The 13,162-nt window shown below is 53.3% G+C and carries 10 protein-coding genes; 3 read left to right on the forward strand and 7 right to left on the reverse strand.

Annotated elements, in window-relative coordinates; all coding sequences use genetic code 11:
- The 3 genes from ACB040_RS11600 to ACB040_RS11610 form a co-directional block, all read right to left on the reverse strand.
- Entirely contained in the window at positions 1-1,119 is a 1,119-nt protein-coding gene (locus ACB040_RS11600; protein ID WP_005357011.1) for an ABC transporter permease, read from the reverse strand.
- The gene (locus tag ACB040_RS11605) at positions 1,119-2,684 is read right to left on the reverse strand and encodes an ABC transporter ATP-binding protein (protein WP_069555542.1); all 1,566 of its coding nucleotides are present in this window, start codon (positions 2,682-2,684) and stop codon (positions 1,119-1,121) included. Before ACB040_RS11605 ends, ACB040_RS11600 begins: the two co-directional genes overlap by 1 nt.
- Positions 2,685-2,769: 85 nt before the next feature.
- Positions 2,770-3,768 (reverse strand): BMP family ABC transporter substrate-binding protein, encoded by a 999-nt coding sequence (locus ACB040_RS11610; RefSeq protein ID WP_338773275.1) that lies wholly within the window; start codon positions 3,766-3,768, stop codon positions 2,770-2,772.
- A 506-nt stretch (positions 3,769-4,274) separates the two neighbouring features.
- Between ACB040_RS11610 and uvrD the strand changes: the two genes are divergently transcribed.
- On the forward strand, positions 4,275-6,446 hold the full coding sequence (gene uvrD, locus ACB040_RS11615; RefSeq protein ID WP_279486284.1) for a DNA helicase II: 2,172 nt from the start codon (positions 4,275-4,277) through the stop codon (positions 6,444-6,446).
- A gap of 111 nt (positions 6,447-6,557) precedes the next feature.
- Here uvrD and ACB040_RS11620 read toward each other — a convergent pair whose 3' ends face one another.
- Together ACB040_RS11620 and ACB040_RS11625 are read right to left on the reverse strand one after the other, a co-directional pair.
- Entirely contained in the window at positions 6,558-7,625 is a 1,068-nt protein-coding gene (locus ACB040_RS11620; protein WP_371154777.1) for a hypothetical protein, read from the reverse strand.
- A 163-nt stretch (positions 7,626-7,788) separates the two neighbouring features.
- Positions 7,789-9,642, reverse strand: a complete 1,854-nt coding sequence (locus tag ACB040_RS11625; RefSeq protein ID WP_371154775.1) for a P-loop ATPase, Sll1717 family — start codon at positions 9,640-9,642, stop codon at positions 7,789-7,791.
- A gap of 485 nt (positions 9,643-10,127) precedes the next feature.
- Here ACB040_RS11625 and ACB040_RS11630 point away from each other — a divergent pair, with 485 nt between their 5' ends.
- On the forward strand, positions 10,128-10,583 hold the full coding sequence (locus ACB040_RS11630) for a hypothetical protein (protein ID WP_371154773.1): 456 nt from the start codon (positions 10,128-10,130) through the stop codon (positions 10,581-10,583).
- A gap of 198 nt (positions 10,584-10,781) precedes the next feature.
- Here ACB040_RS11630 and ydfZ read toward each other — a convergent pair whose 3' ends face one another.
- On the reverse strand, positions 10,782-10,979 hold the full coding sequence (gene ydfZ, locus ACB040_RS11635) for a putative selenium delivery protein YdfZ (RefSeq protein ID WP_005357022.1): 198 nt from the start codon (positions 10,977-10,979) through the stop codon (positions 10,782-10,784).
- Positions 10,980-11,282: 303 nt separating this feature from the next.
- On the opposite strand from ydfZ, the gene ACB040_RS11640 reads away from it, so the two are divergent.
- The gene (locus tag ACB040_RS11640; protein ID WP_371154771.1) at positions 11,283-11,783 is read left to right on the forward strand and encodes a DUF1993 domain-containing protein; all 501 of its coding nucleotides are present in this window, start codon (positions 11,283-11,285) and stop codon (positions 11,781-11,783) included.
- Positions 11,784-11,846: 63 nt separating this feature from the next.
- Here the strand turns inward: ACB040_RS11640 and ACB040_RS11645 are convergent.
- Positions 11,847-13,162: IS4 family transposase (locus ACB040_RS11645; protein WP_371154769.1), on the reverse strand; the 1,316-nt coding region annotated here is incomplete at its 5' end.

A 13,162-nucleotide genomic window follows, 5' to 3' on the forward strand; every position in this document is an offset into this window, starting at 1 on the left:
TCAGACTCCTTTAGCTTGCGCGGCTGAGCGGTTGGCAAACGCCAGATAGAGCTGCTCGATACGCGGACGCATCATGTGCTCAAGGGCGCCACAGAACAGGATCACCAGACCCTGCAACACCACCACGATGTTGCGGTCGACACCGAACTCGAAGCTGAGCTCTGCGCCCCCCTGATAGAGGAAACCGAACAGCAGGCTGGCGATGATGACGCCGACCGGATGGTTGCGCCCCATCAGCGCCACCGCGATACCGGTGAAGCCGAACCCTTCCACGAAGTTGAGCTTGATCTGATGCAGCTCACCCTGCAGCACGTTGAGGGCAAAGAAGCCAGACAGCATGCCGGAGATGACCATGGCCAGGATCACCACCTTGGGATAGGAGATACCGGCGTAGGCGGAGGCGCTTTGGCTGGCGCCGACCGAGCGGATCTCGTAACCCCAGCGGGTGTGCCAGATAAAGACCCACACCAGCGCCGCACAGATCAGCGCCCAGAAGAAGCTGATATTGAGCGGGCTGTTGGGGATCTCCATCCCGAACAGGTTCGCCAGCCCGCTCATCTTGGGCAGCCAGCTTGCTTCGGCAAACACCTTGCTCTCGGTCGCCATCGAGCCGGGCGGCTTGAACACCTCCACCAGCAGATAGGCCATCAGGGAGGCGGCGATGAAGTTGAACATGATGGTGGTGATCACGATATGGCTGCCGCGCTTGGCTTGCAGCCAGGCCGGAATAAAGGCCCAGGCCGCACCGAACAGACCACCGGCAATGATGGAGAGCGGCAACAGCAGGGCAAACGGCAGCACATCGCCGAGCATCAGACAGACCAGACCGACACCGAGACCGCCGATATAAGCCTGACCTTCACCACCGATATTGAACAGACCGGCGTGGAAAGCGACCGCCACCGACAGACCGGTAAAGATAAAACCGGTTGCGTAGTAGAGGGTGAAGCCGACCCCTTCACCGGTGCCGAACGCGCCGTACCACATGATCTTGGCGGCATCGACCGGGTTGATGTCGAGGTAGTAGAACAGAATGGCCGACACCAGGAAGGCCAGCAGGATGTTGACCGCAGACAAGACGCCTACGGAGACCCAGGCAGGAATACGTACTTGGCTCATCAGTGGGCCTCCTTGGCTACTTCATCGGGAACGATATTCGCCATCATCAGACCAATGGTGCGCTCGTCCGCCTTGGCACCATCCAGCTCGCCGACGATACGACCATCGGCAATGACCAGAATGCGGTCAGCGAGGCTCATGATCTCGTCCAGCTCCACCGAGACCAGCAGCACCGCCTTGCCCTTGTCGCGCATGGCGATGATCTGCTGGTGGATATACTCGATGGCGCCGATGTCGACCCCGCGGGTCGGCTGGCCGATCAACAGCACATCCGGGTCCTGCTCCACTTCACGGGCGATCACCAGCTTCTGCTGGTTGCCACCGGAGAAGTTGGCGGTCTTGTGGTCGGGATGGGGCGGGCGCACGTCCCACTTCTCCATCTTGGCCTGACAATCCTGCTGGATCGCCTCCTTGTTCTGCAGCCACCCCTTGTTGTATTGCGGACGGCGGTGATAACCGAGGATAAAGGCCTCTTTCGCCTCGAAGCGGTTGATCAGCCCCATCTTGTGGCGATCTTCCGGCACATGACCGAGGCCGTAGTTGCGCACCAGCTCGGGATCGGCCGGGTGCTCCGCGCTCACCTTGTGCACGCCGCTGCGGCTGCTGATGGTAAAGCTGCCCTTGCTCGGCTTGAGAATGCCGCCAAGCAGACTGAGCAGTTCGGACTGACCGTTGCCGGAGACCCCTGCGATGCCGACCACTTCACCGGCCCGCACCTCGAAGCTGACCGATTTGACCCGCTCCACCTTGCTGGCATCGACGTAGCTGAGCCCTTCGATCTTCAGCTTGGCTTCACCGGGTTGGGTTGGCCCCTTGTCGACCTTGAGGCGTACCTTGCGGCCCACCATCAGCTCGGCCAGCTGCTCCTTGTCGGTATCCTTGGTGGCGACGTGGGCCACCATCTCGCCACGGCGCATGATGGAGACCTGATCGGTAATGGCCAGGATCTCCCGCAGCTTGTGGGTGATAAGGATGATGGTCGCCCCCTGATCCCGCAGCTTTTTCAGCACCTCGAACAGGTGATCCGCCTCTTGCGGGGTCAGTACCCCGGTCGGCTCGTCGAGGATCAGGATGCGGGCGCCGCGATAAAGCGCCTTGAGAATTTCGACCCGCTGTTGCAAGCCAACCGGCAGATCTTCGACCTTCTCGTGCAGCGGCACGTCAAGGCCATAATCTCGCGCCAGTTCGCCCAGCAACTTTTCGGCTGACGCCACGCTCTGCTGAAGGTGCCAGCCGTTCTCAGCGCCGAGGATGACGTTTTCCAATACGGTGAAGTTGTTGACCAGCATGAAGTGCTGGTGAACCATGCCCACGCCTGCGGCAATCGCATCTTGTGAGCCATGGGGTTTGAAAGGATTCCCGTCGATCAGCATCTCGCCTTTGTCGGCATGGTAGAAACCATAAATGATGCTCATCAGGGTGGACTTGCCGGCGCCATTTTCGCCGACAATGCCGTGGATACTGCCTTTGCGAACCTTAAGGTCGATCAGCTTGTTGGCGTACACTTCGCCGAACCGCTTATCGATACCTCTTAATTCGATGGCATAGCGATCTGTCTGGTCCATGATGCAGCCCTGCGTTTCATGAAATAAGACTAAAAACCGGCCCGTGCGGGCCGGTGGTGCGTTGAGAGTCGTAGCAACTATCTAATTAGTATTTGCAGGTGTTATCGCTCATGTAGTCATGAATCTTGACCTTGCCAGCGATGATTTCAGCCTTGATGGCATCTACCTTGGCTTTCATTTCCGGGGTGATCAGCTTCTCGTTGTCCTTGTCGAGAGCCCAATCCACACCGCCTTCGGCCAGACCCAGGTTCTTGATACCCGGCTTCCACTCGCCTTTGGCAGCGTCATCCCAGGTCTGGTAAGCAGCCAGACCCACAGACTTGACCATGGAGGTCAGCATGGTGCCCGGTTGCAGGTGGTTCTGGTTGGAGTCCACCCCGATGGCGAACTTGCCGCTGTCCTTGGCTGCCTGATAGACACCGATCCCGGTACCGCCAGCTGCGGCGTAAACCACGTCAGCGCCCTTGGCGAACTGGGACTTGGCCAGCTCGGCACCTTTGGCCGGGTCAGCAAACGCGGCCGGGGTAGAGCCCGCCATGTTCTGGAACACTTCGATCTTCGGGTTGACGAACTTGGCACCCTGCTCGTAACCGCACTGGAATTTACGGATCAGCGGGATATCCATGCCGCCCACGAAGCCGACCTTGCCGCTCTTGGAAGCGATGGCAGCCAGCGCACCCACCAGGAAGGAACCTTCATGCTCCTTGAAGATGACGGACTGGACGTTCGGCTTGTCGACCACCATGTCGATGATGGTGAACTGGGTTTTCGGGAATTCGGTCGCAACCTTCTCTACCGCAGAACCCATGTTGAAACCGACTGCCACGATCGGGCCGTTGCCACGGCTGGCCAGACGACGCAGACCCTGCTCGCGCTGGGCTTCGTTCTGGGGTTCAAACTCTTTGACCTTGACGCCCTTGTCCTTGTTGTAGAGCTCGACGCCGTTACGGAACACGGCTTCGTTGAATGATTTGTCATACTTGCCCGCGGTGTCATAAATGACGGCTGGCTCGGAAGCAGCCTGAGCAGAGAGAGCAGCGAGAGTGAGGGAGGCCACAGTGGCCAGCTTGAGCACTTTAGTCACGATCGTATCCTTGATTGTTATTAAGTGAGGGAACTTGCTTGCCTGTCAGAGCAGGCTATCTAGCACGCAGGCTTACTCTAAGTCAGCCCCGATGCGGGTCAAGCAAATGATAAGGGAAAAACGTTTGCGTTAACGGTTTGAATTCTAAGCAAATAACCTTACAAGCAGTTGTTTTTTAGCTACTTTTCAGTTTTTTATGCTAACAACCAAAAGACCCAAACGACATTTCTCTTATTGTTCAGCAAGTTACTGTAAACCGTTTTCCCCTGTTATTCATCCAGCCCCCCGGCAAGCCCGTGATCCGGCTCGCAAAATCCCCACAAACCGCGCGAGCAAGAGTTGGCTACAGCTGGAAACCTCCCCGTCCCGTTCTCTCTGCGCCAGCCAAAAATGGCCGCACCGGCGCCCCCGCAAACCCCCATCTCGCCGCTCCCCCCGAGTTTGGATTTGGTCTGGCAGGGGGATGGCCGTATAATCCCCGCCTGTATAAATAAACAGGAGTGGTGATGGACGTTTCAACCCTGCTCGACGGGCTCAACGACAAGCAAAGAGATGCCGTTGCGGCGCCCCGCAGCAACCTGCTGGTGCTGGCCGGTGCCGGTTCGGGCAAGACCCGGGTGCTGGTGCACCGTATCGCCTGGCTGATGCAGGTGGAACGCTGTTCACCCTTCTCCATCATCGCGGTCACCTTTACCAACAAGGCGGCGGCCGAGATGCGTGGCCGGGTCGAGAAGGTGATCGGCGACGGCGTGCGCGGCATGTGGATCGGCACCTTCCACGGTATCGCCCACCGCCTGCTGCGGGCCCACCATCTGGATGCGGGCTTGCCGCAGGATTTCCAGATCCTCGACTCCGACGACCAGTACCGTCTCATTCGCCGGGTGCTCAAGGCGCTCAACCTCGACGAGAAGCACTGGGCCCCGCGCGCCGTGATGGGCTACATCAACGGCAAGAAGGATGAGGGCTTGCGCCCCGGCGACATCGACCTCTACGGCGATCCCGTCACCCGCACCTATCAGCAGATCTACAAGACCTATCAGGAGACCTGCGATCGCTCCGGTCTGGTGGACTTCGCCGAGCTGCTGCTGCGCGCCCACGAGCTGTGGCTCAACAAGCCGCACATCCTCGAGCACTACCGCGACCGCTTCCAGAACATCCTGGTGGACGAGTTTCAGGATACCAACGGCATCCAGTACGCCTGGCTGCGGATGCTGGCGGGCAACAGCGGCAAGGTGATGATCGTCGGCGACGATGACCAGTCCATCTACGGCTGGCGCGGCGCCAAGATCGAGAACATCCAGCGCTTCCTGACCGACTATCAGGGCGCCGAGACCATCCGCCTCGAGCAGAACTACCGCTCCACCGCCAATATCCTGAAAGCGGCCAACAGCGTCATCGCCAACAACGCCGAGCGCCTTGGCAAGGAGCTGTGGACCGAAGGGGCCGAGGGCGAGCCGATTTCGCTGTACGCCGCCTTCAACGAGGTGGACGAAGCGCGCTTCGTGGTCGGTCGCCTCAAGGATTGGAAGGAAAAGGGCGGCCTGTTGGCAGACTGCGCCATCCTCTATCGCTCCAACGCCCAGTCACGGGTGCTGGAAGAGGCGCTGATGCAGGACGCCATGCCCTACCGCATCTACGGCGGCCTGCGCTTCTTCGAGCGGCAAGAGATTAAAGACGCCATGGCCTACCTGCGGCTTATCAATAACCGTGGCGACGACGCCAGCTTCGAGCGGGTGGTCAACACCCCGACCCGCGGCATCGGCGATCGCACCCTCGAGATCCTGCGCGGCAACGCCCGCGATCAGGGGCTCAACCTGTGGCAATCGGCCAAGGGGTTGCTCAACGACAAGGTGCTGACCGGTCGCGCCGGTAACGCGGTGCGCGGCTTTGTCGATCTCATCGACGCGCTGGAGGAACAGGTCTCCCTGCTGCCGCTGCACCAGCAGGCGGATATCGCCATCCAGAACTCCGGCCTCAAGGCGATGTATCTGGCGGAAAAGGGCGAGAAATCCCAGGCGCGGGTAGAGAACCTGGACGAACTGGTCACCGCCTGCCGCCAGTACCAGCGTCCGGACGAGCTGGAGGATATGAGCGATCTCTCCGCCTTCCTCGCCCACGCGGCGCTGGAGTCCGGCGAGAATCAGGCGGACGAATATGCCGACGCGGTGCAGCTGATGACCTTGCACAGCGCCAAGGGCTTGGAGTTCCCGCTGGTGCTGCTGGTCGGCGTCGAAGAAGGGATGTTCCCCAGCCAGCAATCGACCGAGGAGTCGGGCCGGCTGGAGGAGGAGCGCCGCCTCTGTTACGTCGGCATGACCCGCGCCATGGAGAAGCTCTACATCTGTTATGCCGAGAGCCGCCGCATCTACGGCCGCGAGATGTTCCACAAGCCGAGCCGCTTTATCCGCGAGATGCCCGCTGAGTGTCTGGAAGAGATCCGGCTGCGCACTCAGGTCAGCCGCCCCACCCAGTACGGCCGCTTTAGCCAGAACGAGGTGCAGCAGAGCTTTGACGCCAGCGGCATCAAGCTCGGCCAGCGGGTGCTCCATCCGAAATTCGGTGAAGGGGTGGTACTCAACTTCGAAGGGGTCGGCCAGCAGAGCCGGGTACAGATCCAGTTCGACGACGTCGGCGCCAAGTGGTTGGTGACGGCGTATGCCAGATTGGAAGCGCTTTGATTTTTCCCGCCTTTTGATACAACCAACCCGGCTTAGGCCGGGTTGGTTTTTATATCAGGCATCGAGGCAACCTTAATAAGGCTAAGCCAGAATACGCATCATGAATAAAACCTACAGTGCTCTCTCTTTTAGAGGAATAAGAACCTGCATATTCTTTTTGGGAATACTTATAAGAGCATTTTCATTCCCGTCTAAATTACCTCTGACATAAATTATGTCATTTATATCTAAAATAACACGAAGGGGATTTGTTATACATAACTCCTCCTTACACTCTTTGATAAAAGAAGCAGGAATTATAGCCTGAGCAGATGAGCTCTTAAAAAAATAATATGTACGCTCTAACCCCCCACCTGCATTAATTAATGAAAACACTTTCGATGTATTTTTATATGCTATATTGGGAGACAATGAAAATATTAACCCCATTATATATATAGGGGCGGCAGGCGTGCTAAAAAATGTTCTTATATAATTCCGGTCACTATATTTTTTTGCATTTACTTCATAACCATTTTGTTTTCTTTGAGGTAAAATTATCATGTAATTTAATACCAAAAAAACAAAGGTCGCCATTATAGAATTTATATCTGAATCTAAACCAACTGTAAAGGTTATATATGAATAGAAAATAGTGTATGACATTACAGAGAAGAAACCAAGATACACGAAAGTAACGACATGAGCACCGAGTTTAGTCAAGTAACCAATCCTATTATCGTTATAGCTAATATTATTCCTTACAGATAAGACATGAATAGAAAACAGCACAGGAATTATTGCAAACCCAATAAACGTATAATTATTAAACGCATCATTCATGAACAATGCAAGCAGAAATAGTAACGGTGTGCAGAAAAAAATGATGTAATTTATAATGCTTGAAAAATTTTTATTTTTAACGCCAAATGTTTTTGTATAAAAAGCACCATGATAATCTATTTTCAATGGGTCAACAATAATCATGACTGACATTGATGAATAAAACAAAAATACACCAGTCAATAATATCCCTAGTATACCTAGAGAAGAAAAAATTGTAGGTAATGCACTTGAATCTAAAGGAAAGGGGATGTTTTCATAATATGTAAATATGACAAAATAGTAAATTCCTAATAGCGTCGAAAAAAAGAATCCATTCCCAATAAAAGTTCGTATATTTTTGATATCGACATTCATTTTATACCATCACCAATAAATATAAAAACCATCCTACGTTATATCTACATGGCTAAAAACTTGGAACATTATATTTTTAACCATAAGAAAATAGGCATGTCAATAAGACAAGGCATAATTTGGGCCGACGATATTAAATCGATAGACCCAACTTGCGAATATTTTATTTCTCACTATAAGCAGAGCTAATCAAGTAATCATCTGACAAACTAAACCTTAGGCCATTCCCATCTGAATCGACTCTCTTTAACCATGTCTGATTTATTAATGGACGACTTCTCAAAGCTCTTGATACGTTAGTAGGCTCTTTCTTTTTCATATCTCTTGAAATAAAGTTATTATTAATAACCCTTGTTATTTCAGCTCCATTTGCAGACTCAACACCATGCTCTTTTAGATATGTTAGAGCCTTTAAGATAAGTGATGAATAACTGTCGCTTTTCGAATTAGAGTTACCTCTAGGCTTTATAACAACAGCACTTCCCCTTATTGACTCTAAAGCGCTATGGTACAACATAGGAATTCTGTATGACGTTACAGACTTGTCGAACTTATACTTTCCTTTTTCAAAAAAACCTATACCACACAGATCTTCAGATTTGTATTTTGCCTCTTCAATATCAACCCCCCAGATAATAGACAATGTTTCTAATGTATATTCTGTTTTACCTCCACGAAGCTTCTCCATAAAGGTGACCAAGTGAGGATATTCAGCACAGAGAGTTTTTTCATATTTTGATTTTGAAACTATGTGTACAGCTTCTTTAAACACGCTTCGCTCGAAGAGCATATCATTTGCAGGCTCAATTTCATTCCTTTCAAGTCTCTTTATTTGTATTTCTTTTGCGCATTCCAACATGTGAATAACCTCTCGTGGAGCAACCACACCAAGGCCATCCTTTACTCGAGAGAATACCCAGTCAATAGTTGAAGGGTTTTTACCTGAATTTATTTTTTCAGGTAAAATTCTGTTTAAAAAAGCCTCTTGCTCATGAATGGAAATATTTGTCACATCATCGGAAACATTTAAAAAATCCAATATCGTTTGATTTTTAACTGTTCGTTTAAATATCAAATTTATGAGTCCATTCCTATCCCACGAGATCTGGCTTTCCTTGATTATATGACTTGCCTCAGAAAAACGACCACCCCATATACGTCTCCAAATGTCATCCCTAACAAAAATCTTCATTCCAATATTGTCAAAGCTTTTCATGTCATTATAAGTTTTAAATAACGCTCTTATGGCATTTTTCTCTAAATCCAGTGACTCAGTAAAAGCGACATCTAACCTATCAAATGCAATCCAAGACCTAACTTTATGATGCTCAAGGGCATTGTCTATAATAGATAAATACTCATTAACCCATAACTGAATATCACTACCTCTCTCACTCCTCTCATAATTTGCTTTACGTGTAAATGCAGTCGGCAAGCCACTTGATGGATCAATTGATAATGTATGCTCAATTGAACTAGCCTCCCCTTCTAAAACCCGGAGAGCAAAATCCTTTATTAATCTAAAAACAGTATGAATAGAAAACCTTTTAGGTAAAAGACCTGCTGTGCCTAACGCATCTCTGAGAGCCAGAGTCTCTGTGGTGTGTAGCCCTTTCTTATCTATTTCATTAACAAGAAGAGCGATCATGTATAGTTTCCAAAGATATACAAGAGTATTCTCTGTTGGTAATGTATCCCCCTCCAACGACTTAAATATTGTCGTACCTTTCATATTGTCCGCAGCAATACAAAGTGTAGGTATTGATAACGAGACATCTTTTTCAAACAAAAGGCAAAATAGTGCACTTTTCCCCGTCCCTTTGGCTCCAAAAATAATATCAATTTCATCTTTTAGCAGCTTTCGCCACTGATCTGTTTCAACGAAATACTCTGCCAGTTGGGCCCTTTCATCCTCAGCAACCCGCTCGCCAAAGTTTATATTCCTAAGAACATCTAATTTTTTATTTCTCACCTTACCTCCCACAGCCAAGAAAATAAAAACAAATTTAGATTTCATATAAACATATTAAAAATTGTTAACTAGTGTACCGTGACCTAAGCCTTGCCTGAAGCCTTTTAGCTAAGACATGTGAGATATAACAGGGTTACAATAGACTCCAATGGCCGTTGGGTCGATTCGCAAAGAGTGCCCGGATGTTCACATCTTAGGAACTACACGTCCCATCTGTTGTGCCATTCCCTTTATCTCAAATCGGCCATTGCCCTCCAGCGCCCCGCCGGCAGCCAAACGGGTGCTTGTGGCTTGCCGCCTGTCTGTATAAGACAAAACGATGGCATTTTCGCAAAACCTATAAATTAAATTTATACCAACCTTTTTGGCTGTTACTCAGGGCTCGGGGCCACCATCACAGGCGCCAACAAGGGGTTGGCCGATCTGAATTGCAACTGCGCGTTGCTTTAACCACACCGCCAGCCAAGGCATACTGCCCCGTCATCAGATGGGAGTCATTAATGTCTAAGTGGATACCGACACTACGCCGGATGGGGCGCTGGTTTTTGCGAAAAACGGCGCTGGCGCTGCTGACCAGCCTGCTGTTTATGATCTCGTTTACCCTGTTTCAATACGTATCGTGGTGGCCTGCACTGACCGAGGATACTTCCCTCGAATGGAGTGGCCTCTCTTCAGAAAGGACCTTTGCTGAACTGGCCCCAACCATGCTGGAGTTCAGCGCCTTACTCGCGTGTGTTTACTTACCCCTGTTTTTGCTGATACCCCGCCCGCTGTTGTTGCCGCTCTTTGCCGGACTCTGGTTGTGGCAAACCTATGACCTCGCCTTTATGACGCCAACCGCTTCGACCTGGCTGCCACACGAGATCATCTGGAGCTTTATCCTGCCCCACACCCACTGGCTGCTGCTCACGCTGCTGTCGCCTCTGCTGCTGATCCGCCATGCAGGCAGGCGGCTATTTGCAGCGGCTCCAGCCAATCAGAAATGAGCCACCTTGCTGGCAGGCCGTAAGCCACGGGATCTTACGATGACGATTCGCTAATCGAACCTACACGATGACTCAAAGCAGCTTGAGGCGATGTAATTGATGGGTGGGTAAGGCAGAGAGGGGAGATCAGAAACCCGGCCGCCAGATGGGGCGCGGCGGCCGGGTGAATTGTAAAGAGTAGGGTGACAGGGAAAGGGATCAGCCTAGTCTAATCAACTCGATGGGGGCGTAGCGCTCACCGGAGTTTGCCAGCAGCACGCACTTCTCATGCTCCGCCTGATAGGGGGTCATATTGTCGGTGTGGGCCTCTTTCAGAAAATCGACTGCGCCAGTGGCGGCAATCATCACGCGCTGACCCTGGTTCAGCACATTGCGGTTACGGTCATAGATCTTCATTTCATTCTCCTTTTCTTGTGTCCTGGCGGATGCGCAGGCGTCTGTCTAGGACAACGGCTTTCAGCCTACGCCCCTGAAAAAAGGTGATTTATGTCACAGATCAAAAAAGGGGCAGAGAGGGACTCATGGGGCGAAAAAGCGAGCATGGCCAGCGGCTGTCGCGCGCAATGGCGCTGCCCTGCCCTTTTCGTCGCTGCGGGCTCGAACCCGGCAGCGGTTGGGGTATATTGGTGGCCGATTAGCCAGTCTCATTCACCGTGGCCACGCAAGCGGGCCGCTGTTTCAACAAGATGGAGAGTGCTCATGAATCGCGACATTACCGCCCAGTTCATCAAGATGCTGACCAACCTCGACCACTGTCTGGCCAAGGCCGAGGCCCATGCCGCGGCGAAGCAGTTCAACGTGGAGAACTTCTTCGGCGAGCGGCTGATCGTCGATATGTTGCCGCTGTCCAAGCAGGTGCTGATCTGCTGCGATTCGGCCCGCGCCGTGGTCGCCACCGCCAGCCACAGCGAACTGCCGGCCATGGGCGATGATCCCAAAACCATCGCCGATCTGCGCGCCCATATCGGCAAGACCATCACCTATCTGCAAGGCAAGCTGGAGGCGGACTACAGCCAGTACGCCAGCGGTCGTTACGTGCCCCACTGGGCGGGCGGCAAGGGGATGGATGGCCATACCTGCGTCCATGAGTACGGCATTCCCAACTTCTACTTCCACCTCACCATGGCCTACGCCCTGCTGCGCCGCGCCGGGGTCGCTCTCGGCAAGCGCGACTATCTGGGCGGGCTCAACCTGCAATAAGCGCCGCGCCGCCACAGGCGGCAAACAGATAGCAAAAGCCTGCACGCGGCTAATGCCAGTCAGTTAAGCCTGACTGGCATTGTTTTTATTGGCTTTTTTCACACTATACCTCTGTGGTCTTGCCTTCACACTGCGGGGGTAACTCCGCTCCCTTCGCTCCGGCAATACAAACTGCCCCGCCTGCTTATCCAGTTCCGCCACACGCTTCGGGATACTCCCCGGTGACAGGTACGGCATGCAGCTCAGTTCATGGATGAGATAGACCGACGCCATGTGAAAACTCAGCTGGCTCTCCGTGTATCCTTTCAGACTTGCCGCCATCTTCACCATCTGGCTGCGCAGCAGGTTATACGCCAGCAGCACGCCCCACAGCTCTTGCCGTATCCCCGCCGCCTTCTTGCTGCGCAGGGTCAGCCGGTGTTGTTGCAGGCTGTGCTTCATCTCCCGATAGCCCAACTCGATTTCCCAGCGGTGGCTGTAGAGCTCGACGATGTCGGCGCCCGGGAAACGCACCGGGTCAACCATTGAGGTCAGCACCTGCCGCTCTTTGCCGTTGATAATGCGAGTCAGCAAGCGGGCTTCTAGCGTCTCTGGCAGTTGCGGCCACTTCTTCCGCGCCTGTGGGCTGGTTTTCAGCAAGACCAGTGCATCCTGGCGCCCCAGTTTGCGCACCACCTCGTATTGCGTGCCCTTTTTGAGCGGCAGCAACCAGTGCCGCTCAACGCCCGTTGGCTGCCATGCGTGGAGCAGGCCGAGAGAGTAAAACCCCTTGTCGAACAGGGTGAGCGAGTGGTCCGGCGTGCGTGCGACAAGCTGTTCGGCCAACACCATCTCGTTGACGACGCAGCTCTCCATGACGGCCTGCACAAGTAGGTGACTGGTCAGCTCCATCTGGCAAAGCATGCGCACCTGCGGATAGGTGGTCTCGCCATGCTGGGTGCCGGGTTTGGCAAACTCGGCGGCATTGTCCGGGGTATCGGATGTGCGCCACATCACGCCATCAACGGCGAGCAGTTGCAGCTCGGCCCAACCGGGATGATTGGCCTGCTGGTGCCAGCGCGAGGCGGTCTCGTGAAACAGCCGCTCGATGCTCTTGTCCCCCAGTTTTTGGCGAGCTTGCAGGAAGGCACTGGGGGCGACGAAGGGGCGGTCGCCGGGCAACAGGATATCGAGCTGATTGACCTGCTGGGTCATGGGGACGTGGCGGAAGATGGCCATGCCAATGATGGCCCAGACCAGACGCTCCATGGGCATGCGGCGGCGACGCAGGGTCACGACATTCTCTTCGGCGAGCAGCGTCGTGATGAGCTCGGGAGGAATGAGGTCGGAGAGTGACTCAAACTGAGCAGCATTGCTGGCGTGGAGGAAGTCGAGAGCGT

The organism is Aeromonas sp. S11(2024) (assembly GCF_041402345.1).
Lineage (GTDB): Bacteria > Pseudomonadota > Gammaproteobacteria > Enterobacterales > Aeromonadaceae > Aeromonas > Aeromonas veronii.

Excerpts from the sequence above, each read along its gene's own strand:
- ydfZ (WP_005357022.1), bottom strand. The coding sequence starts at position 10,979 with ATGAAGATCTATGACCGTAACCGCAATGTGCTGAACCAGGGTCAGCGC.
- ACB040_RS11620 (WP_371154777.1), bottom strand. The coding sequence starts at position 7,625 with ATGAATGTCGATATCAAAAATATACGAACTTTTATTGGGAATGGATTC.
- ACB040_RS11605 (WP_069555542.1), bottom strand. The coding sequence starts at position 2,684 with ATGGACCAGACAGATCGCTATGCCATCGAATTAAGAGGTATCGATAAG.
- ACB040_RS11600 (WP_005357011.1), bottom strand. The coding sequence starts at position 1,119 with ATGAGCCAAGTACGTATTCCTGCCTGGGTCTCCGTAGGCGTCTTGTCT.
- ACB040_RS11630 (WP_371154773.1), top strand. The coding sequence starts at position 10,128 with ATGGGGCGCTGGTTTTTGCGAAAAACGGCGCTGGCGCTGCTGACCAGC.
- ACB040_RS11625 (WP_371154775.1), bottom strand. The coding sequence starts at position 9,642 with ATGAAATCTAAATTTGTTTTTATTTTCTTGGCTGTGGGAGGTAAGGTG.
- ACB040_RS11640 (WP_371154771.1), top strand. The coding sequence starts at position 11,283 with ATGAATCGCGACATTACCGCCCAGTTCATCAAGATGCTGACCAACCTC.
- uvrD (WP_279486284.1), top strand. The coding sequence starts at position 4,275 with ATGGACGTTTCAACCCTGCTCGACGGGCTCAACGACAAGCAAAGAGAT.